Annotated in this window: 19 protein-coding genes and 2 tRNA genes; 8 read left to right on the top strand and 13 right to left on the bottom strand. The window is 33.6% G+C overall.

Annotated features, from left to right (window positions below):
• Nucleotides 1-29: 29 nt before the first annotated feature.
• The 3 genes from yidD to folE are packed head-to-tail and all read right to left on the bottom strand — an operon-like array spanning nucleotide 30 to nucleotide 2,524.
• On the bottom strand, nucleotides 30-287 hold the full coding sequence (gene yidD / locus AWE51_RS13185) for a membrane protein insertion efficiency factor YidD (protein ID WP_066314168.1): 258 nt from the start codon (nucleotides 285-287) through the stop codon (nucleotides 30-32).
• Nucleotides 288-310: 23 nt separating this feature from the next.
• Nucleotides 311-1,807, bottom strand: a complete 1,497-nt coding sequence (cysS, locus tag AWE51_RS13180; RefSeq protein ID WP_066314165.1) for a cysteine--tRNA ligase — start codon at nucleotides 1,805-1,807, stop codon at nucleotides 311-313.
• A 39-nt stretch (nucleotides 1,808-1,846) separates the two neighbouring features.
• Nucleotides 1,847-2,524: a GTP cyclohydrolase I FolE gene (gene folE, locus AWE51_RS13175; RefSeq protein WP_066314164.1), complete on the bottom strand. Its 678-nt coding sequence runs from the start codon at nucleotides 2,522-2,524 to the stop codon at nucleotides 1,847-1,849.
• Nucleotides 2,525-2,744: 220 nt separating this feature from the next.
• Here folE and AWE51_RS13170 point away from each other — a divergent pair, with 220 nt between their 5' ends.
• Nucleotides 2,745-4,268 carry a T9SS type B sorting domain-containing protein gene (locus AWE51_RS13170; protein WP_066314163.1) on the top strand — a complete coding sequence of 508 codons (1,524 nt, stop codon included), beginning with the start codon at nucleotides 2,745-2,747 and terminating at the stop codon, nucleotides 4,266-4,268.
• A gap of 80 nt (nucleotides 4,269-4,348) precedes the next feature.
• On the opposite strand, the gene AWE51_RS13165 is transcribed toward AWE51_RS13170, so the two are convergent.
• Complete coding sequence (locus tag AWE51_RS13165) at nucleotides 4,349-5,881, bottom strand: OmpP1/FadL family transporter (protein WP_066314162.1); 1,533 nt, start codon at nucleotides 5,879-5,881, stop codon at nucleotides 4,349-4,351.
• Between the two features lie 154 nt (nucleotides 5,882-6,035).
• A complete protein-coding gene (locus tag AWE51_RS13160; protein ID WP_066314160.1) occupies nucleotides 6,036-7,196 on the bottom strand; it encodes a hypothetical protein in 1,161 nt (386 codons plus the stop codon).
• A 99-nt stretch (nucleotides 7,197-7,295) separates the two neighbouring features.
• Here AWE51_RS13160 and proS point away from each other — a divergent pair, with 99 nt between their 5' ends.
• From proS to AWE51_RS13135, 5 genes are all read left to right on the top strand, one after another.
• Complete coding sequence (gene proS / locus AWE51_RS13155; RefSeq protein ID WP_066314155.1) at nucleotides 7,296-8,774, top strand: proline--tRNA ligase; 1,479 nt, start codon at nucleotides 7,296-7,298, stop codon at nucleotides 8,772-8,774.
• Between the two features lie 75 nt (nucleotides 8,775-8,849).
• Nucleotides 8,850-8,921 (top strand) — tRNA-Glu (locus AWE51_RS13150).
• A gap of 67 nt (nucleotides 8,922-8,988) precedes the next feature.
• Nucleotides 8,989-9,060: transfer RNA gene (locus AWE51_RS13145), tRNA-Glu, on the top strand.
• 35 nt (nucleotides 9,061-9,095) lie between these two features.
• Nucleotides 9,096-9,344, top strand: a complete 249-nt coding sequence (gene rpsT, locus AWE51_RS13140; protein ID WP_066314154.1) for a 30S ribosomal protein S20 — start codon at nucleotides 9,096-9,098, stop codon at nucleotides 9,342-9,344.
• A 101-nt stretch (nucleotides 9,345-9,445) separates the two neighbouring features.
• Complete coding sequence (locus tag AWE51_RS13135) at nucleotides 9,446-9,967, top strand: DUF4442 domain-containing protein (RefSeq protein WP_066314153.1); 522 nt, start codon at nucleotides 9,446-9,448, stop codon at nucleotides 9,965-9,967.
• 34 nt (nucleotides 9,968-10,001) lie between these two features.
• Here the strand turns inward: AWE51_RS13135 and AWE51_RS13130 are convergent, their stop codons facing one another.
• The 3 genes from AWE51_RS13130 to AWE51_RS13120 all read right to left on the bottom strand — a co-directional run bounded on the left by AWE51_RS13130 (nucleotide 10,002) and on the right by AWE51_RS13120 (nucleotide 13,187).
• Complete coding sequence (locus AWE51_RS13130; RefSeq protein ID WP_066314152.1) at nucleotides 10,002-11,237, bottom strand: glycosyltransferase; 1,236 nt, start codon at nucleotides 11,235-11,237, stop codon at nucleotides 10,002-10,004.
• Between the two features lie 76 nt (nucleotides 11,238-11,313).
• Nucleotides 11,314-12,090, bottom strand: a complete 777-nt coding sequence (locus AWE51_RS13125; protein WP_066314150.1) for a zinc ribbon domain-containing protein — start codon at nucleotides 12,088-12,090, stop codon at nucleotides 11,314-11,316.
• A gap of 2 nt (nucleotides 12,091-12,092) precedes the next feature.
• A complete protein-coding gene (locus AWE51_RS13120) occupies nucleotides 12,093-13,187 on the bottom strand; it encodes a Nif3-like dinuclear metal center hexameric protein (RefSeq protein ID WP_066314146.1) in 1,095 nt (364 codons plus the stop codon).
• 110 nt (nucleotides 13,188-13,297) lie between these two features.
• On the opposite strand from AWE51_RS13120, the gene lpxK reads away from it, so the two are divergent.
• Nucleotides 13,298-14,311, top strand: a complete 1,014-nt coding sequence (gene lpxK, locus AWE51_RS13115; protein ID WP_066314145.1) for a tetraacyldisaccharide 4'-kinase — start codon at nucleotides 13,298-13,300, stop codon at nucleotides 14,309-14,311.
• A 48-nt stretch (nucleotides 14,312-14,359) separates the two neighbouring features.
• Here lpxK and AWE51_RS13110 read toward each other — a convergent pair whose 3' ends face one another.
• Genes AWE51_RS13110 through lipA form a run of 3 tightly spaced genes read right to left on the bottom strand, consistent with a single transcriptional unit; the run spans nucleotide 14,360 to nucleotide 18,523 of the window.
• Nucleotides 14,360-16,585 (bottom strand): tetratricopeptide repeat-containing hybrid sensor histidine kinase/response regulator, encoded by a 2,226-nt coding sequence (locus AWE51_RS13110; protein WP_066314144.1) that lies wholly within the window; start codon nucleotides 16,583-16,585, stop codon nucleotides 14,360-14,362.
• Between the two features lie 29 nt (nucleotides 16,586-16,614).
• Complete coding sequence (gene gap / locus AWE51_RS13105; RefSeq protein ID WP_066314142.1) at nucleotides 16,615-17,619, bottom strand: type I glyceraldehyde-3-phosphate dehydrogenase; 1,005 nt, start codon at nucleotides 17,617-17,619, stop codon at nucleotides 16,615-16,617.
• Between the two features lie 31 nt (nucleotides 17,620-17,650).
• Entirely contained in the window at nucleotides 17,651-18,523 is an 873-nt protein-coding gene (lipA, locus tag AWE51_RS13100) for a lipoyl synthase (protein ID WP_066314141.1), read from the bottom strand.
• A gap of 220 nt (nucleotides 18,524-18,743) precedes the next feature.
• Between lipA and AWE51_RS13095 the strand changes: the two genes are divergently transcribed.
• A complete protein-coding gene (locus AWE51_RS13095) occupies nucleotides 18,744-18,977 on the top strand; it encodes a hypothetical protein (RefSeq protein ID WP_066314140.1) in 234 nt (77 codons plus the stop codon).
• Between the two features lie 17 nt (nucleotides 18,978-18,994).
• Here the strand turns inward: AWE51_RS13095 and AWE51_RS13090 are convergent, their stop codons facing one another.
• Nucleotides 18,995-19,567 (bottom strand): RNA polymerase sigma factor, encoded by a 573-nt coding sequence (locus AWE51_RS13090; protein ID WP_232517384.1) that lies wholly within the window; start codon nucleotides 19,565-19,567, stop codon nucleotides 18,995-18,997.
• A gap of 34 nt (nucleotides 19,568-19,601) precedes the next feature.
• Nucleotides 19,602-19,808 (bottom strand): membrane or secreted protein, encoded by a 207-nt coding sequence (locus tag AWE51_RS13085; RefSeq protein WP_066314135.1) that lies wholly within the window; start codon nucleotides 19,806-19,808, stop codon nucleotides 19,602-19,604.
• Nucleotides 19,809-19,992: the final 184 nt, after the last annotated feature.

The raw sequence follows: 19,992 nt of genomic DNA, 5'->3' as shown, positions 1-19,992 counted from the left end.
AGAGTATGCTTTTATCATTGATACATTCTTTAGTTTCCTTGTTTTTTTACAGTTTTATCATTAATATCAGGGACTGGGTCGTACCCTTTACCACCCCAAGGATGACAACTAAATATTCTTTTAGTAGCCAAAATACCTCCTTTTAATAGGCCATGTTTTTGTAAAGCTTCAATAGTATAATGAGAGCAAGTGGGTTGGTACCTGCAAGTTGCCGGAGTTAAGGGTGAAATCAAATTTTGATATAATTTCACCAATAGAACAAAAGGAAAAATCAAAACTTTTTTCATAGCCTTTTAAACTCTAAAACGATCTAATTTACAGAAAAGGTAGTGCCTTCTCGACTATCTTTAAGCTGGATTCCTATAGCTATAAGCTCGTCTCTTATTTTATCACTAGTAGCAAAGTCTTTATTTGCCCTTGCTTCTGCTCTAAGTTTGATAAGTAACTCTACGGTACCCGAAAGTTTATCGTCAGAGTTTGTTGCAGCTTCATTTATATTTAATAACCCTAATACATCAAAGACGAAACCTCGAATAGTATGACTTAGCAATTCTATATCTTCTTTAGTGATTGTAGCCTTATCTTCTTTAGCGGTATTAATAAATTTAACAGCATCAAATAATTTAGCAATTAGGATCGGACTGTTAAAATCATCATTCATAGCTTCATAACATGCTTTTCTCCATTCAGAAACATTAAGCCCTTCAGTTTTAGGACTAGGGTTAAGTGTTTCTATTGTTTTGATGGCATCCATTAATCTATAAAACCCTTTTTCAGAAGCTTCTAAAGCATCGTTAGAAAAATCCAGAATACTTCTGTAATGTGCTTGCATCATAAAAAAACGAACAATAGAAGGGTCAAAAGGTTTGTCTAAAAAAGTGTTGTTACCAGAAAAAAGCTCTCCAGGGGATATGGTATTCCCTGTAGACTTAGACATTTTTTTGCCATTAAGCGTAAGCATATTAGCATGCATCCAATAGTTTACTGGTGTTTGACCACAAGCTGCTTCACCTTGAGCAATTTCACATTCGTGATGAGGGAATTTTAAATCCATTCCTCCGCCATGGATATCAAAACGTTCACCAAGGTATTTTGTACTCATAACAGTACATTCAAGATGCCAACCAGGAAAACCATCGCTCCAAGGAGAAGGCCATCTCATAATATGTTGCGGTTCTGCTTTTTTCCAAAGCGCAAAATCCTGTGGAGTTTTTTTATCACTCTGGGCAGATAACTCACGAGTATTGGCAATCATATCCTCAAGATTACGACCACTTAATTTTCCGTAATTATTTGTTTCATTAAATTTCTGAACATCAAAATATACCGAACCATTAGATTCATAAGCGTAGCCATTATCAATAATGGTTTTTATGATTTCTATTTGTTCTACGATATGCCCTGTTGCAGTAGGTTCAATACTTGGCGCAATAGCATTGAATTTTGACATTACATGGTGAAAATCTAAGGTGTAACGCTGTACAATTTCCATAGGTTCCAGTTGTTCAAGTCTTGCTTTTTTTGCGACTTTATCTTCTCCTTCTTCAGCATCGTTTTCTAAATGGCCAGCATCCGTAATATTTCTTACGTATCTTACTTTGTACCCAAGATGTTTTAAGTATCTAAACACCATGTCAAAAGAAATAAATGTTCGACAATTACCAAGGTGTACGTTACTGTAAACTGTAGGTCCACAAACATACATGCCGATATTACCGTCTGTAATAGGAGTAAAAATCTCTTTTTGGCTAGAAATCGAATTATAAATTTTTAATTCTTCAGTTTTGTACAAAGGAGTTATTGCCATAATCTAAATTAATGCTGAATTTTTAGTTGTAAAATTGATTTAAAATGTAGTGTCTAGTTTAATGTAGTCCAGAAATTCTCTTCGTACCGCATCTTCTTTAAACTTACCACCAAATTCACTGGTAACAGTACTACTTTCGATATCTCTAATGCCTCTTGAGTTAACGCATAAATGCTTGGCATCAATAACACACGCTACATCTTTTGTGCCTAACACAACTTGAAGGTCTTGAACAATTTGCATTGTCATACGTTCTTGTACTTGTGGTCGTTTGGCATAATAATCGACAATACGATTCATTTTAGACAAACCAACTACGGTACCATTAGAAATATACGCTACATGTGCACGACCTACAATAGGAAGTAAATGATGCTCGCAAGTTGAATATACTGTGATATTTTTCTCAACAAGCATTTCGCCATATTTGTAATTATTTTCAAATGTAGAAGCATCTGGCTTTCTTTGAGGGTGAAGTCCAGAAAAAATTTCATTTACAAACATTTTGGCAACACGCTGCGGAGTACCTTTAAGACTATCATCTGTTAGATCCAGTCCTAATGTTTCTAAAATATGCTTTACATCATCTTTGATTAGAGCGATTTTTTCTTTATCACTAAGTTTAAAGGCATCTTCTCTTAGAGGAGTGGTAGCGCTAGTAGCTACATGATTATCACCTAGCGCTTCAATAGCTTCAAGGGCCTTGTCAATTTTCACACGTCAATTTTTAAATTTATTATTCTTTTTGAATAAAAATGGGAAGTAATCTTTAATCACTCCCATATTATGGGATGCAAAGATACGATTTTGTTGTTTTACTTGGTAAAAGCTATGTTAAACAATTGGATTTACTAGTTTTTTTAAAGAAGTTCTGTATATTTAAATCCCAAATCTTAAATCTACATATTAAAAGTAGGATTTTTAACGTTATGTAAATATGGCAAAAGTTATACCTAAAATTTTATCGTTAGTTGTTTTTATCTGTTTGAGTAATTTTTCTGCAATTGCACAACTCGATTTTGATGTTGCTTGTAGATCTTCTCAACCATTTTGTTCAGATGCAGCACAAGAACTTACTTTTCCTAATATTACAGGAGAAGATATTAGCTTTAATGGGCTAGGATGCCTTAATAGTACTCGTAATTCTTCGTGGTATTTTATTAGAATTGATCAAGCCGGAGAATTGATTTTTGATATACAACAATGGGTTGATGGTAATGGTAATAGTAGATTAGACAGAGGAGAACGACAGTTGGATGTGGATTTTATAGCATGGGGACCATTTCCCACTTCGTTTATAAATTGTGAAGATTTGGCGATGGGTTGTGATAATAATGGCGATGGTGAAGGTCTGCGCCCAGAAGAGTGTGTTAATAATGTTGATGATCCAGACTATTATGTATTGGATCAAGATAATACAAATATTGTAGATTGTAGCTTTGCACGAACCCCTGAAGATAATGTGTTTATTGAAACGTTAACAATACCTAATGCGCAATCAGGAGAATATTACTTTATATTAATAACTAATTTTTCTGATGAAGCAGGAGTAATTCAATTACAGCAAACTAATCTGGATGAAGACAATGCCGGTACTACAGATTGTAGTATTCTTGATCCCGGAGTAGGGCCAGATGTAGCTACTTGTGGCGAACTTCCTGTTACTATTGAAGGTAGATTTCCAGGTGCTATAAGTTATAGATGGTTTCGTGGTAATTTGGGAACTACTAATTTTACAACTGCAGTTCCCGATCCAGAAGGAATGTTTCCTTTTTTAGAAGTAAATGCTCCTGGTGCTTATCAGTTGATAGGATATTCGGATGCTGGAAGGACAGTTGAGGTTGGAAGGGATGATTTGGTGGTGTTGGATGTGTCAAACGTTGTAGAATCAGTAGGATTTGATATTGCAGAAGAATCTTTTGCTGGTGAGTATACTATTACTGCAAGTGTTGTTGCTTCTCCTGAGGCAATAGCCTCTGGCTTTGATGCTACGCCCACAATAAATGGTGAGAATTTTGATTTTGAATATCGATTAGATAGGGACTTAGGAAATGGTTTTTTTGAATTTAGACCTTTTCAGTCTAGTCCTGTTTTTTCAGGAGTTCCTCCAGGAGATTATCGAATTACTGCTAGATATAGGGATTGTCCTGCCAGTGAAAGAGAGTCTGAGGTTTTTATGATCTTGGGATACCCAAAGTATTTTACGCCAAATGGAGATGGTTTTCATGATACTTGGAGTTTAGTTAATATAGAAAACCAACCTACTGCCTTGATTTATATATTTGATAGATATGGTAAGCTGCTTAAGCAATTAAGACCTGGAGGCCCAGGATGGGACGGTACATATAATGGGAATAATATGCCATCATCAGATTATTGGTTTAGAGTAGAATTTAATGAGCCTAGAGATCCGAATATGCGCAGAAGGGTGTTTGCGGGTAATTTTTCTTTAATACGATAAACGATAAAGTCGTAACTATAAAACAAAAAAGCTGAAGGTATACCTTCAGCTTTTTTGTTTTATGTTTTTGTCTCTACGTATTAAAAATTCATAGAGGCTGTAAGTGTTATGTTCTCGGTATAATTTTCTATTAAGACAGAGTTGCTAAATCCAGAGCCAGGATAAAGTTGGTCATTCCGTTTTTGTTGTGTGTAGTCATAAGCTACGTCAAATTTGAATTGCTCAAAAGCATAACCGAAGCCAGCAGAGAATCCATTTTTATTGCCTAAAATCAAAGTGTTTTTGTAAGGGCTCTTTTCAAAACTATAACCACCTCTATAGCTCCAGTTTCCATCTCTCCATTCGCTTCCAATTCTAAACGTATAAGCATTCTGTAAGTTGTCTTCTACAAAGCTATTTAAATTAGAAAAATCATTGTTATTGTCAGAGCTAAGTCTAGAAGAGCTATAATCTTTAAAAGAATAATCCATGCTTATGAGGCCTTGTTGTCCAAATAGAATTGCAACACTACCTGTGTATTTTGCAGGAGTGCGTAATGTGTATTCAGGAAAAATATTTACCACATCAGGGTTTACTATTGCTGTTCCATTTGCGTTACTGAATGTTTCTAATCGTTGTGTGGTTTCTTCTTCTATAGAGTACCAAGTTGGAGATTCGTAAGAAGCACCTAATCGAAGTATATTTGCTACTTTGGCAATTGCTCCTACTTGTGCAGAAAACCCAGCACCAATAGTAGATAATCTATTCGTGAAAAGAACCTCGTTTATAGCGCTACCGGTGTTATTATTTGTTTCAAAGAATTCTGTAAATCTATCATAACTGATAAAATGAGAATTTAGATTAACACCAACATAAAAATCTTGATCAATTTGTGCGCCAAGGTTTACTGTAAACTTTCCATTTAAACCAGTGCTTTCATAGATATAATCTTGATCAAAAACCCCAGATGCAATATTAGATGAGTATCCTGTTCCTGTAGGATCATCTAAGTCATTGGCCTCTATAATCAAAGTTTCGTGTCCTAAGAATGCTTGTTGAGCTCTAACTCCTTCATTTTCTCCTAAAAAAGCGTATAAACCATCAATTGTTTCACCAGCTCTTGGAGTGATTAACCCAAGTTGAATACCTTGTGCATCTGCTAAAAATAAATCGTCAATAGAATTTCTTGTAGTTCCCAGTACAACAAATTCATCTTTGTTGTCTGTTGTTTGGTCATATGTTAAGCCTAATGAGATTTTATTAATACCAGAAGATTCACTATTGTAATTATCGTAAATAAAAACGGCACCTAATTGATTAAAATTGATGTTTGTAGAACTTGTGTTCCGAAAATTGTTAAACGGATTTAGGTCATTACCAAAAACAACATCATTGTTGATTGATTGAGATGATAGAGTTATGGCTCCGTGAGAATTTAAAAATACAGCCGACCCCGCTGGGTTAACATGTAAGGCGGATAAATCACCACCAAGAGCACCAAAAGCCCCACTCAAAGCTCGATAACGAGCAGTTCCTCTTATTTCTTGTTGAGAGTATCGGATTACATCACTAATATCTTGAGCATTCAAAAAAGATATAGACAAAATACCTATGCATAAGAATAGCTTTTTCATTTTTTACTGTGTTGATTTAAAATAGACATAAGAAATTCTTCTTCATCTAAATAGTTATTGTGTTTGTCATAATAACTATTTAGATGATATAGAATTAATATATTTTGTAGAATAATACCTTAGGAAATAAGGTAAGGTGTTACCAAAGTTTTATTTATCTTCTTCCTCTACTTCTTGAAGAAGATCTACTTCCTCCAGAACGTGAATAACCGCTACTTCTAGAAGAACCGCTTCTTGAGTATCCTGAACTCCTACTTCTAGAAGAACCAGAAGAAGGGTTGTATGATCTACTTCTTGACGAAGAGCTAGATCTTGGAGTGTATGATCTCGTATTGGTTCTAGGCGCAGAAGATCTTGAGTAATTATTGTTTGATGATCTTGAACGAGAGCTATATGTTCCCGACCTGTTGTTTGAGTAAGATCCACTTCTACTTCTGTTGCTAGCATCTGCAGATACTCTTCTACGGTTAGTGTAACCCTGTCTTCCTCTGCTATAATTTGAGTTTCTGGATCTGCTGTAGTTTGAGTTTCTCGATCGATTAGCGTAGTTTGAATTTCTTGATCTTGTGCTGTATCTAGAGTTGTAATATCCATTTCGACTTCTGGAATTGTATGCGTATGCATCTCTTCCTCTGTTAAAACGGTTATAAGCTACATATGGGTTTCTTCCATAAAAACCTCTTCCGTAGAATCCTCTTCCATAAAAGCCTCTTCCCCAAAATCCACGACTGTATCCATAGCCATAAAAAGCAGGGCCGTAGAAGCCAAAACCACCATAAGCATACGGGTTACCCCATCCTCCCCATCCGGGTCCGTAAAATCCATTCCATCCCCATCCGTCATAAATTCCCCATCCTGCTCCGTACCAATCATTCCATCCCCATCCATTAAATCCAAAACCAACTCCTAAGAAAGGACGGTTCCATCCACCGTTATTAACAACATTTACGGTTATTTCATCATAATCACTTCCCCAAGAAGGTCTGCCTCCTTCATAATTAAGTGCTGTTGCAGTTGTATCTGCTGCATTATAACCTTCACTAGAGTATGAATCTACATCAGTGAAAATAGCCTCTTCTTGTATTGCATTGTCAATTTGAGATGACTTCTCAGAAAAGTAGCTTGAATAGTAATTTGATTTTTTTTGTGTCGTATTAGGCTTGGTTTCAATATTCCTGCGATTTGCAGCCTCACCATAAATACCATCATTATAAGGTACATATTCATATGAGCCACATGAGGTCAACATTAATAAGCCAGCCAAAAGTAAAACACCAAAGGCTCCGTTTTTTTGAAAATAATTTTTAAGACTCATATCTTCTTATTTTATTGTTGAACATTACAAATTTAGTTAGTTTTGCGCTAACAAAATTATATTTAACATAGCCACAATATTTGTGCCAAATAGTAGTTTATGAGTAAGAATTTAACAAAGCGGAGCGAAGATTATTCAAAATGGTATAATGAATTAGTCGTCAAAGCTGATTTAGCCGAGAATTCTGCAGTAAGAGGATGTATGGTTATAAAACCATATGGGTATGCTATCTGGGAAAAAATGCAGGCAGAATTAGATAGAAAATTTAAAGAAACAGGTCATCAAAATGCTTATTTTCCATTGTTTGTGCCTAAAAGTCTTTTTGAAGCTGAAGAAAAAAACGCAGAAGGTTTTGCAAAAGAATGTGCTGTTGTTACTCATTATAGATTAAAAACTGATCCAGAAGATGCTTCGAAATTAATTGTTGATCCAAATGCAAAGTTGGAAGAAGAGTTGATCGTTAGGCCTACGTCTGAAGCTATTATTTGGAATACATATAAAGGTTGGATACAATCCTATCGAGATTTACCCTTGTTAATTAATCAATGGGCAAATGTAGTGAGATGGGAGATGAGGACACGTCTTTTTCTTCGTACAGCAGAGTTTTTATGGCAAGAAGGGCATACTGCTCATTCAACCAGGAATGAGGCTATTGCCGAAACAGAGCAAATGAATAATGTATATGCTGATTTTGCTGAGAATTTTATGGCAATACCTGTTATTAAAGGAAGAAAAACAGAAAGTGAAAGATTTGCTGGTGCAGAGGATACATATTGTATTGAAGCTTTAATGCAAGATGGGAAAGCTCTTCAGGCGGGTACATCACATTTCTTGGGACAAAATTTTGCAAAAGCATTTGATGTTAAGTTTACTTCTAAGGAAGGGAAGCAGGATTATGTTTGGGCTACATCATGGGGAGTTTCTACTAGATTAATGGGAGCTTTGATTATGACTCATAGTGATGACAATGGATTGGTGTTACCTCCAAATTTGGCGCCTATTCAGGTTGTGATCGTTCCAATATATAAAGGAGAAGATCAATTACATCAAATTTCCGAAGTAGCAAATGAATTAGTTGTTGATTTAAGGGCTAGAGGTATTTCTGTAAAATTTGATAATCGAGATACGCATAGACCGGGTGCTAAATTTGCTCAGTATGAATTGCAAGGTGTTCCTTTACGAGTAGCGATTGGTCCAAAAGATTTGGAGAAAGGAACTGTTGAGTTGGCTAGAAGAGATACCTTGAGTAAGCAATTTGTAGCTAAAGATCAGGTTGTCGAAACAATTGATTCTCTTTTAAAGGAGATTCAGGATAGTCTTCATAAAAAAGCTACTGATTTTAGAGATGATCACATTACAGAGGTAAATACTTTTGAAGAGTTTAAAGAGGTTTTAGAAAATAAAGGAGGTTTTATCTCTGCGCATTGGGATGGAACCGAGGAGACAGAGCAAAAGATAAAAGAGCTTACAAAGGCTACTATACGATGTATTCCTTTTGATGCAAAAGAAGAAAAAGGGAATTGTGTGTACACAGGAAACCCATCAGAAATACGTGTTTTGTTTGCTAAAGCGTACTAAGATTTAAAAAAAATAAAATAACACTTGCGGCATTAAAAAATAGTTGTATTTTTGCATCCGCAATTAGGCAAACAAGGCCCGTTCGTCTATCGGCTAGGACGCCAGGTTTTCATCCTGGTAAGAGGGGTTCGATTCCCCTACGGGCTACAAATATTGATAATTTATTGCAGGTTTATTGTGAAAATAATAAATTTGCATCCTTAAAAAGGAAAATGGCCCGTTCGTCTATCGGCTAGGACGCCAGGTTTTCATCCTGGTAAGAGGGGTTCGATTCCCCTACGGGCTACAATAGTATAGTAAGAAATTTAACAGAACAAAGAGATGGCAAATCATAAGTCAGCATTAAAGAGAATCAGAAGTAATGAGACTAGACGTCTTAGAAACAGATATCAGCATAAAACTACGCGTAATGCTATTAAGAAATTACGTGAGGCTGATAAGAAGGAGGCTGAGACTTTATTTCCTACAGTGATTTCGATGCTAGACAAGTTAGCAAAGAATAATGTAATTCATAAGAATAAAGCGGCTAACTTAAAGTCTCAATTAGCAAAGTACGTAGCTGCATTATAGTAGTATAAACGTTACTTCTTATAATATTATAAGCTTTTTCACAATGTGGAAAGGCTTTTTTTGTTCAAGATATTTTAAAATAACCAATATTATTTTTTGTCATGCAAAGTCTTGTTGATCTTATAAAACCCTACTTTAAAAAGCCGTGGTTCTTTAAACTGGCATTTAATGTTTCTCCGATGTATAGAAGGTCTGTAGGAAGGGTCATAAAAGTCTCAGAAGATTTGCATTCGGTTGAAATTAAAATACCTATAAATTATAAAAATAGAAACTACTCTGGAGCGATATTTGGTGGAAGTTTATTTTCTGCTACAGACCCTATTATGATGATTCAATTGATTCAAATTTTGGGAAATGATTTTGTGGTTTGGGATAAAGAAGCGTCGATAAGATATAAAATCCCTGTACGAGAAAAGGTTTATGCTTTATTTGAGTTTACTCCAAACGAGATTAAAGAAATAAGGGATTTGGTTCTTGAGCGACAAGAAATAGATATTACTAAAAAGGTCTTTATAAAGAATAGGAAAGGAAAAATTTTTGCGGAGGTTACAAAAGTTTTATATGTTGCTGATCATATATTTTATAAAGAGAAAATGAAAAAAAGAAAATTGAAGTCTTCTTGAGATTTTATGTAATGGGCTATTGAGTGTGAAAAAACTATTTGTTTTTTTCTTCTATCCAACGAGACATATATTCTGTACTTCGCAAGGTGTGATATTGAAGCATATTACCTATAAAATTATATTTACGATGTACTTCTAGGGTATTGGCGATTGTTTTGAGTCGCTCATTATACTTTGATTCAAAACTTTCTTTTTGAAACCTCGTGTTTATGATCTCTATGCCATTCTGTTGAGATTGACTCCATAAGTGGTGGTCAGAGTATAGTCTAACTGCGGCTTTTGCAAAAGTAATTGGATCATCGGTAACAAAACCATTCCAGTCAGAATCTTCATGTAGCATACCTTCGGCACCTATTGTTGTGGTAATGCTGGGGGTACCGCAAAGCATAGCTTCTGCGAGTTTTCCTTTGATTCCTGCGCCGAACTGTAATGGAGCTAGGCATACTCTTGCGTTTTTCATAACTTCAGAGGCATTGTGTGCTCGTCCTTTTATATAGAATCCATCTTGAGGGTTGTTTAGTTGTATTGCTTTAGCGGGAGGATATGCGCCATAAATGTGCATTTCTGTATCTGGTAACTTTTGTTTAATCAAAGGCCAAATAGTTTCTTTTAGATAAAGCACACTTTTCCAGTTAGGTTCGTGTTTAAAATTCCCGATGGTAATAAAATGTTTTCTATGCTCAAAACTTGGCCAATCACTTTTGGTGTTAGAATTAATTGGGTCTAATAAAAAGGGGAGGTAGTGTAGTAGTTGTTTATTGATACCAAAAACTTCTTCTAAAAGTTTCATCTCAAAATCCGAAATAATAAGCGATAGGTCGCATCTGTATATACTGGCAATTTCTCTTTTGGTAATATCGTTATTAAAAAGTTCTTCTGTTTTGAAGGTTTTGTTCTTTTTTAAGGATTCTTGTCTTGATTTTCTTAAGCAATGTAAGTCTTCGGTGTTTAATATTTTTATCGAATTAGGAGCGTGTTTGGTTACTCTCCATCCAAATTGCTCCTCCATCATGAATCTATCAAACATGACTATAGCGGGCTGTAAGTCTTTTATAAAATGATCAAAACTTGAGGAATTAACACTAATAGAAGTTTTTGTGACCCCTATTTTTTCAAGGTTAATCATATGTTCGCTATCTGTAGCGGGACTGGCAAAGGTTACTTTATGACCTTGTTTAAGGAACATATGTATAAGTTGTAGCATGCGACTTCCTGCGGCAGAAGAGTTGGGTTCTGGCCATACAAAGCCAATGATTAGCACATGGTTCATTTTAATTTCAAATTAATAATCAAAAAAGCCTCAGTGTAACTGAGGCTCTGTATAATATATAAATAAGATTGCTTTTTTACAATTTAGCAAAAAGCGCTTCCATTTTTTCTTTTTCTTCTCTTGCAAGTTCTTGGTCTACTAAAATTCTACCACTATGCTCATCTGTAATGATTTTTTTTCGAGAAGCTATTTCCATTTGTACTTGAGGAGGAATTGTAAAGAATGAACCTCCAGATGCTCCACGCTCAATCGCAACAACAGCTAATCCATTTTTTACATTTTGTCTTATTCTGTTATAGGCACCAATTAGTCGCTCTTCGATATCTCTTTGGAAATCCTGAGATTTTGCAATTAATGCTTCTTCTTCTTTTTGAGTTTCGGCTAAAATTGCATCAAGCTCACCTTTCTTGTGTGAAAGATGTTCATTTCGTTCTCCTAATTTTCCTTTAGTTTGACTAATGATCTCATTCTTCTGAACGATTTGTGCCTTGTGCTCTTTAATGTGTTTTTCAGCTAATTGAATTTCTAATTCTTGAAATTCTACCTCTTTACTTAGTGAATTGTATTCACGGTTGTTACGCACATTCTTTTGTTGTTCTCCGTATTTTTTGATTAGCGCTTTAGCTTCTTCAATAAGATTCTTTTTACTCTTGATATTTTCATCAATAGTTTCAAGATCATTGTTTAGCTTTTCTAATCTTTTATTTAAGCCGGCTACTTCGTCTTCTAGATCTTCAACCTCTAAAGGTAATTCTCCACGTACGTTTCTGATCTCATCAACTCTAGAGTCAATTAATTGCAAATCGTATAATGCTCTTAATTTTTGCTCAACAGTAACTTCTTTCTTTGCCATATTTATAGGTATTGAATAGGATTGGTGTTTTTATCCGATAAAATGATGGCAAAATTACTGATTTTTTTTCTAAGATAACTAACAATTAGGTTTTTTGTGTATTGTTCGCTTTCATAATGGCCAATATCTGCAATTATAAGTTTGTTTTCGGCTTCATAAAATTGGTGGTATTTTAGATCTGCTGTAATAAAAATATCTGCGCCAGCGCGCTGTGCGTTTTTAATTGCAAAACTACCACTGCCTCCTAGAACCGCAACTTTTTTTATTGGTTTTCTTAATAATGCAGAGTGTTTTACGCAACCAGTTTTAAATACTTTTTTTAAGTGTTGTAAAAATTTCTCTTCTTCCATGGCATCAGGTAATTCTCCTATCATTCCTATGCCGATATTTTGATTTTGGTTTTCTAATGTTGTAATCTCATAGGCAACCTCTTCATAAGAGTGGTTTTTAAAAAGTGCCTTTAAAATTTTGTTTTGATTATGTTTAGCAAAGGTTACCTGTAATTGTGTTTCATTTTCATGATGTGTTTTGCCTATCTTACCTAATGTAGGATTTGCTTGTTCTAATGGTTTGAACGTTCCAGTACCTTCAGAAGAGAAACTACAATTACTGTAGTTCCCAATAGCTCCTGCTCCAGCTTCAAAAAGTTTACTACGCAAGTTTTCTGCTTCTTTATTAGGAACATAGGTAACTAATTTCTTTATATTTCCATTTTGAGGAATTAGAATTTTTCGATTAACCAGTCCTAATTGTTGTGACATCATATCATTTACGCCAAGTAAAGCATTGTCAAGAGCTGTATGAATGGCAAAAATTGCAATATCATGTTTAATTGCCTTCATTACAACTCGTTCTACATAATTTTTGCCATTAAATTTTTTTATGCCTTTAAATATAATAGGATGAAAGCTAACTATTAGGTTGCATTTTTTTTCTATTGCCTCATCTACTATGGTTTCTAAAGTATCCAGAGTAACTAGAATTCCAGTGACTGTTGTTTGTGAATCTCCGACAAGTAATCCAACATTGTCAAAATCTTCTGCGTATGCACTTGGGGCTAAAGCTTCAAGGTGTTGTATGACCTCTTTTATTTGCATGATAGTATTCTTTTTGAGTAAAAAATGAATGTAAAAAAACTTTTCACAATAATCAAAGTTACGTTTTATACTTTTGTGTTGAATATTACTATTTAAAAAACTAGAAACATTTGAATTTATTACGAAAAATACTTTTTCCGATTGTTCCCATATATTATGCTGTAACATGGTTGAGAAATGTGTTGTATGATTTTGGAATTAAAGCATCAAAGAAGTATGATTTTCCTATTATTGCTGTAGGCAACCTTAGTGTTGGGGGCACTGGAAAATCACCTATGGTTGAGTATTTAATTGGGTTACTTAAAAACGAAATAAATGTTGGGACATTAAGTAGAGGGTATAAAAGAGAAACAAAAGGTTTTCAACTCGTGCAATCTTCTTCGACTGCGAGAGAAGTAGGAGATGAGCCTCTTCAATTTAAAACTAAATTTAAAAATGTTACAGTTGGTGTTGATGGAAATCGGCAGCGGGGGATTGCTAATTTAAGGTCCTTAACTCCTAAACCCGAAACTATTATTCTTGATGACGCCTATCAACATAGAAAAGTAAAGGCAGGTCTTTATATTTTGCTAACAGCTTATTATAACCTTTACACAAGTGATATTCTTTTACCTACTGGAGATTTAAGAGAGCCAAGAAAAGGGGCGAGACGTGCAGATATAATTGTTGTTACCAAATGTCCAATAGGTATTTCTGATAAAGAGAAACAGGATATAGCTAGAAAACTTAATATCAAAGATGAACAATCTTTGTTTTTTAGTAGTATTTCTTATGGAAAAGATCTTATGTGTTCTTCGGGTAGTAGGTCAATAGATTTGTTTAAAGAAAGTTCTTTTGCTCTTGTTACGGGTATTGCAACGCCTAAGCCATTATTAGATTACTACCATTCTTTGGGGTTGAAATTTGACCATATTAATTTTCCTGATCATCATAATTTTTCTGATAAAGAACTTATAGAATTAGAAAAGAACAAATGTATAGTTACAACGGAAAAGGATTATACGAGACTTGCGTCTGAGCTTTCTATGAAAAATATATGGTATCAACCCATTGAAATGCAATTTTTGGCTGATAAGGAAGCTTTTGAAGACCTTATTTTAAAATATGTTAAGGAAGATATGTAAGTGTATTTAGATGCATCTCCTTTTGTGCGTTTGCTAGGAGGGCATTTTCTACATTGTGGTTTGCTTTTTTATTAAGGCTTTATGAAGTTTAGTGAAAAACTCTTCAGTTTTATAAGGTTTTGGTATAATATCATTAAATCCGTTGTCATAAAATTCGTCCAAATTATCATCTAATGTAACCGCAGTAAGAGCAATAATAGGTATTTCTGTATTAAACTCTCTAATTTGTTTGGTGGCTTCGATACCACTTATTCCTGGCATATGAATATCCATTAAAATTAAATCAAAACTATTTTCTTTTACTTTGTGTACTGCTATATCTCCGTTATCTGCAACATCACATTTTACTTTGTTTTTTTCTAATATTTTTCTGGTAATAAGTTGATTAATCTTATTGTCTTCTACGATTAATATGTTTTTATCTACTAATACATTATAGTCTATTTTTTTAGCTTCTTCTGTATAGTTAGAGTTTTTGTTTTCGAAGATGTCAAATTTAAGACTGAATAAAAATTTAGAACCTTTTCCTAGTTCACTTTCTAATTTTATTTCGCTATCCATTAATGACAATAGATTTTTCACGATCGATAGCCCTAATCCAGTACCTCCAAACTTTCTATTAATCTGAACTGAGCCTTGAGTGAAATTTTCGAAAATATTTTGTTGTTTTTTTTCTGAAATACCTACACCATTATCTTCTATTTCAAAACTTAAAAATACCTTAGTATCTATTTTGTTAATAGCCTTAACGCGTATCCAAATGTCTCCATTTTGGGTGAATTTTATAGAATTTCCAATCAGATTAATCAAGATTTGAGAGACTTTTAAAGGATCTCCTTTTAATTTGGTAGGAATAGATTCGTCAAACTCATAGTGCAACTTATTATTTCTGTCTTTTGCAGATTTGCCTAATGCTATTAATACATCATTTATTCTTTTCTTTAAATTAAATGATGTGCTTTCTATTTCTACCTTATTTGCTTCCAACTTATTTAAATCCAGTATATTATTGATTAAAGATAATAAGTATTCTCCAGAAAATTTCAAAGAATTAAGGTGTTCTTTTTGATTAGGAGTTGGACTTTCTTCTAGTAAAAGGTGTGTTAACCCAGTTACAGCATATAATGGCGTTCTTAATTCGTGCGTTATGGTCGATAGAAACTGAATTTTAGCTTCACCTGCTCTTTCTGCATTTTCCTTAGCAAGAATAAGTTCGGTGTTTTTATTTTGTAATAGCTCATTTGCCCTAGCTCTTAGATTGTTATTCTTGTATAAAGAGAGTGTTAATAGTGATAAAATAGTTATTAATGCTATACTAAGAATAGTTGTGAGACGGCCTAGTTTAAGAGATTTTTGTTGTTGAATGTTTTCTTCTGTTAATTCTTCGATAAGAACATTATTCTCATTAAGATTTAGTTTAGCTCCAGCTTCTTGTGCAATAATCTCTTTATTTGTATTAAATAAAGAATCTTTTATTTTTTCATGAGCTCTTAGATAGCTCAAAGAAGTTAAATAATCTCCCTTTTTTTCATAAATCCTACTGTACAGTTCGTTAGACTCAGATCGTATTTCAGAAAAGCTCTGTTTTATTCCGATTTGCATAGACGAGTCATTGGTTGCTTCTGCGTTATCAAGCTCACCAATAGCTAGTTGAGCTTTGGCCATATTTACATATAACTTTGCCTTAAGATACGCTAAATTGTAGGTTTTAATAATAGGAAGTCCTCCTTTAAAGTGTTTTATAGCTTCCTTTGGTTGATTTTGTGAAAGGGCTAGGAGTCCTTGATTTAATTTAATAGAGCCTTCTAGTCCTTCTATATCTTTCTTTTTAGTAAGGGCTAGTGCTTTATCTAAAATTTCATTTGTCGTTTGGTATTTTTTAAGCTGTGTAGCGATAGATGCATAGATAGCGTACGAATGTGCAAGCATAATCTCATCATTATCTTCTGTTTGTATCTGAATTGCATCTAAGATTTGATCTTCTGCTTTTTCTAAATCCCTTAGTTCTCTGTAAAGTTTGGCAAGAACCATGTTTGTTTTTGCACGATAAGTACGATTTTGATTTTGGAGGGCAATTTCTTTAGCACGGATGATATTAGAAAGTGCAGGTTCTAGTTTTGCTTGATCAATAGATTGACTGGCCTTTATTAAATAATTGTCAATGGAGTCCTTTATCTGTTGGTTTTTTATAACACCTTGTTCTGTTTGAGAATAGGTAAAAAAACAACAAATGAATAAAACTATTGCTATAAATTGTTTAATTGGGGTTGGCATTTTTCCTTTAAAAATCTGAACTAAGATAGTTATTTCTTGGAAATGTTAATAATTAAATCAATTAATCTGTGACTATAACCTATTTCATTATCATACCAACCTATGATTTTTACCATGTTTCCAATTACCGAAGTCATTAGAGAATCAAAGACACATGAGTGACTGTTTCCAAGAATATCTACAGATACTATTGGATCTTGCGTATACGCTAAAATCCCTTTTAGATAGGTCTCGGAAGCTTTTTTGAATGCATCATTAACTTCTTCGATAGAAGTTTGTCTTTGGACATTAAAGGTGATGTCTGTTAAAGATCCGTTAGGTACGGGAACTCGTATGCCACATCCTCCAATTACATCACTTAAATCAGGGAAAATTTTTGTTAAAGCCTTAGCTGCTCCTGTTGTTGTAGGTACAATAGATTGGCTTGCAGCTCTAGCACGTCTTAAATCTCTATGCGGTTGATCGTGTAAACTTTGATCAGTAGTATAACTATGGATCGTTGTAATGTATGCCTGTTCAATACCGCATAAATCATTAATAATCTTAATCATTGGAGCAGCGTTATTTGTAGTACAAGACGCATTAGATACAATACGTTCTGTACCTTCTAGAACACCATCGTTTATTCCTAGAACGATAGTTTTTATACTATCCTCTGAAGGAGGAGCGGATAAAATAACCTTTTTTGCTCCTGCGATTAAATGTTTTTCAGAGAGTGCTAAAGTTTTAAAGAGTCCAGTAGCTTCAATGACGATATCGACATTATATTTAGCCCATTTGCAATGTGCAGGATCCTTTTCGTTAGTTAAAGGGTAAGATTCACCATCAACAATAATATCATTTTTAGTATGAGATATTTCATTTGGTAATACCCCATGTATACTATCGTATTTTAAGAGATGACTTAAGGTCTTTGTATCTGCAAGATCATTAATTGCTACAACTTTTATATTTGTATGATTAATTAATAATCTGAAAAGATTTCGTCCAATTCGTCCAAAACCATTAATGGCAATTCTAATGGGTGTATTCATTAAATTCTGAGTTATTTTTTGATCAGACTTTTTACAATAAATGCTTTTGGGCTTTATAAGAAGATCGTACTAAAGCACCACTTTCAACATGTCTAAATCCCATTTCCAGACCTATCTCTTCATATTTTTTAAATTGATCGGGAGTAATAAATTGTTTTACAGGAAGATGTTTTTTACTTGGTTGGAGATATTGACCAATTGTCACTATATCTAAATTAACTTCTCTTAAATCTTTAAGTACCTGAATAACTTCATCTTCTGTTTCTCCAAGGCCAAGCATTATGCCACTCTTTGTTCGATTAATGCCTTGGTCTTTTAAGTATTTAAGTACCTCTAGGCTTTGTTCATACTTGGCTTGAATACGAACTTCTCTGGTTAATCTTTTTACAGTTTCCATGTTGTGGGAAACAACCTCTGGTTTTACCGCTATAATTCTATCGATATTCGTTTTCTTTCCTTGGAAATCAGGAATCAAAGTTTCTAAGGTTGTATTTGGGTTCATTCTGCGTATTGCTTGAATGGTTTCTGCCCAAATAATTGAACCACCATCAGCTAGATCATCTCTATCAACCGATGTAACAACAGCGTGTTTTATATTCATAATCTTAATAGAACGTGCTACTTTTTCAGGTTCTTCCCAGTCAACAGTTTCAGGTCTTCCTGTTTTAACACCACAAAAACCGCAAGAACGGGTACAGATATTACCTAAAATCATGAAAGTAGCTGTTCCTTCGCTCCAACATTCACCCATATTAGGACAGCTTCCTGATGTACAAATCGTATGTAGATCATATTTGTCTACCAAGCCTCTTAACTCAGTATATTTTTTGCCTGTAGGTAGTTTTACTCTTAACCATTTTGGTTTCCCCTTAGGAGGGGCTGCAGCCGCAACATCATTATTCATTCTAACAATATTTTTAGCAAAAATACGAAGAAAGCTTAGATAACGGTAGTAATAAAGAAAAAGTTATGATTCGTTGAATGGCTTGATTCTATTTATAAAGTAGAATGTTTTGTTTTACTATTTTGATGTGTTAACAAGTTCCCTAACAATAAGTTAAAATTAAGTTAACATAAAATTTTTCTTTATTTTAAAAGTTATGTGAGTAAAAGAGAAAAAAATCATGCATGACGAATTGATAAGCCCCAAAAAACGACAAAATAGTAGAAAGCGTGTAGAAAAATGGTTGATAAGGAATCAACAATATATCAATATTACTGCGATAGAAAAAGAAATATCTGCGCCTAAAGGCTTGATTCAGAAGTTTGTTAAATATGATAAAAAGATTAATGACAAATGGATAGATCCTTTATTCGCGGTTATTAAGAATTTTACATCTTTTAATTTACGATCGTAAAAGTTTTCAAAGATTAATTATTCGCTAGCTGTCGTAATAATTTCAGACAATAATTTTTTGGCTCTTAGTAGTTTGACTTTTATATTATTTATTGGTTCGTTTAGGTGGTCTGCTATTTCTTTATAGCTTAATTCTTGAAAATAACGCAAATTGATAACTTCCTGATAGGGAAGTTTTAATTGCTTTATATATAATAACAATTGTGCAAGATTTTGTTCTGTAATTAGTTTATCCTCTGGTGTAGGATTATCATCTACTATTTTATATACTGAATCGTCAACGTTAAGCGTTGTTTTTGATCGTATAGATGCATTTTTTTTTCTTAGGAGATCAATATGGATGTTCTTAGAGATTTGGATTAACCAAGTCTTAAAATTGTATTCTTCTTTAAAAGTATCAATCTTATCAAAAGCTTTAGAAAAACTTTGTATAGTTATATCTTCAGCTTCATATTCATCTTCTGTTCTTTTGAGTTGGAAATTATAAACATCATTCCAAAAAGTATGCAAAAGATAATTAAAGGACGTTTGTTTTCCATCTTTAGCTTTACTAATATGTTCTTCTAATAAAATGGAATTCTCTTTTTTCAATGAATTGTTTTTGGATACGATACAGAGAGGTGACTTACTTAGAATGTTCTGTTTCATTACAATTAGAAAACTGATCTGGAGTTTTTCCGCATAAAGAACAAGATTCACCATCTTTATTAAGAAAAGGGCTTTGACTAGCACAAGTACCTGCAAATTCACCTCCTTTTTTAGCCCAAAGTTTAATTGCAATTCCTGCAAAAGCCAAAAGTAAAAGACCGATAGTAAGTAAAATAAGTTTCATTTGTAAACTATAAAAAATTAATAATTCAAAAAATTATTGCGAAATGTCTCAAAAATGAAACAATATATCTTAAACAATTTTAGTGCAAAGATACAAAGAATGTGAAGTTACAGTAGTTTTAAAGGAAAAATTAAGTTTTTTATAAGTTCTTATGATTGCTAGTTTAAAGAAATGTTAAGAATCA

The organism is Aquimarina aggregata (assembly GCF_001632745.1).
In the GTDB taxonomy this organism is placed as follows: domain Bacteria; phylum Bacteroidota; class Bacteroidia; order Flavobacteriales; family Flavobacteriaceae; genus Aquimarina; species Aquimarina aggregata.
This window is presented reverse-complemented; position numbering and strand designations above follow the sequence as displayed.

Coding starts and splice junctions, on each gene's coding strand:
- AWE51_RS13170 (WP_066314163.1), top strand. CDS start 2,745: ATGGCAAAAGTTATACCTAAAATTTTATCGTTAGTTGTTTTTATCTGT.
- lipA (WP_066314141.1), bottom strand. CDS start 18,523: ATGAATAATGATGTTGCGGCTGCAGCCCCTCCTAAGGGGAAACCAAAA.
- cysS (WP_066314165.1), bottom strand. CDS start 1,807: ATGGCAATAACTCCTTTGTACAAAACTGAAGAATTAAAAATTTATAAT.
- AWE51_RS13085 (WP_066314135.1), bottom strand. CDS start 19,808: ATGAAACTTATTTTACTTACTATCGGTCTTTTACTTTTGGCTTTTGCA.
- AWE51_RS13160 (WP_066314160.1), bottom strand. CDS start 7,196: ATGAGTCTTAAAAATTATTTTCAAAAAAACGGAGCCTTTGGTGTTTTA.
- rpsT (WP_066314154.1), top strand. CDS start 9,096: ATGGCAAATCATAAGTCAGCATTAAAGAGAATCAGAAGTAATGAGACT.
- AWE51_RS13125 (WP_066314150.1), bottom strand. CDS start 12,090: ATGGCAAAGAAAGAAGTTACTGTTGAGCAAAAATTAAGAGCATTATAC.
- gap (WP_066314142.1), bottom strand. CDS start 17,619: ATGAATACACCCATTAGAATTGCCATTAATGGTTTTGGACGAATTGGA.
- AWE51_RS13165 (WP_066314162.1), bottom strand. CDS start 5,881: ATGAAAAAGCTATTCTTATGCATAGGTATTTTGTCTATATCTTTTTTG.
- AWE51_RS13130 (WP_066314152.1), bottom strand. CDS start 11,237: ATGAACCATGTGCTAATCATTGGCTTTGTATGGCCAGAACCCAACTCT.
- yidD (WP_066314168.1), bottom strand. CDS start 287: ATGAAAAAAGTTTTGATTTTTCCTTTTGTTCTATTGGTGAAATTATAT.
- AWE51_RS13135 (WP_066314153.1), top strand. CDS start 9,446: ATGCAAAGTCTTGTTGATCTTATAAAACCCTACTTTAAAAAGCCGTGG.
- AWE51_RS13120 (WP_066314146.1), bottom strand. CDS start 13,187: ATGCAAATAAAAGAGGTCATACAACACCTTGAAGCTTTAGCCCCAAGT.
- AWE51_RS13095 (WP_066314140.1), top strand. CDS start 18,744: ATGCATGACGAATTGATAAGCCCCAAAAAACGACAAAATAGTAGAAAG.
- proS (WP_066314155.1), top strand. CDS start 7,296: ATGAGTAAGAATTTAACAAAGCGGAGCGAAGATTATTCAAAATGGTAT.
- AWE51_RS13110 (WP_066314144.1), bottom strand. CDS start 16,585: ATGCCAACCCCAATTAAACAATTTATAGCAATAGTTTTATTCATTTGT.